Annotated in this window: 1 pseudogene; it reads left to right on the plus strand. The window is 61.9% G+C overall.

The window, feature by feature from the left end:
• A pseudogene (locus tag EN742_RS36970) lies at nt 1–405 on the plus strand (glutamine synthetase); the annotation flags it as partial.
• Nucleotides 406–622: the final 217 nt, after the last annotated feature.

Raw genomic sequence — 622 nt, forward strand, 5'->3', positions numbered from 1 at the left:
GAGTACCACTGCAAGCCGCTCGGCGACACCGACTGGAACGGCTCGGGCATGCACGCCAACTTCTCGACCGCCTATATGCGCGAAGTCGGCGGCAAGGCCTATTTCGAAGCGCTGATGGCTGAGTTCGACAAGAACCTGTTGGATCACATCGCCGTCTACGGCCCGGACAACGACAAGCGTCTGACCGGCAAGCACGAGACCGCGCCGTGGAACAAGTTCAGCTACGGCATCGCCGACCGTGGCGCTTCGATCCGCGTGCCGCACTCCTTCGTCAAGAACGACTACAAGGGCTATCTGGAGGATCGCCGTCCGAACTCGCAGGGCGACCCCTACCAGATCGCTTCGCAGATCCTGAAGACGATCGCGTCGGTCCCGGCCAGCGGCCAGGTTTCGGCCGCCGCCTGATCCAAGCCGGGGCGCGTTCGCGCTGCGACGGATACTCTGCGACAAGAAAGCCCCGGCGGAAACGCCGGGGCTTTTTTTGCATGGGAATCGCCGGCGATCACGCCGCGCGACCTGAGCGCCGCCACCATCGGCGACAATAAAAAAGCCCTCGGAGGGAGACCTCCGAGGGCTCTAAATCTCAATCCGATCAGAAGTTTAGATCGAATAGTACATGTCG

It is taken from the genome of Mesorhizobium sp. M4A.F.Ca.ET.020.02.1.1 (assembly GCF_004022645.1).
In the GTDB taxonomy this organism is placed as follows: domain Bacteria; phylum Pseudomonadota; class Alphaproteobacteria; order Rhizobiales; family Rhizobiaceae; genus Mesorhizobium.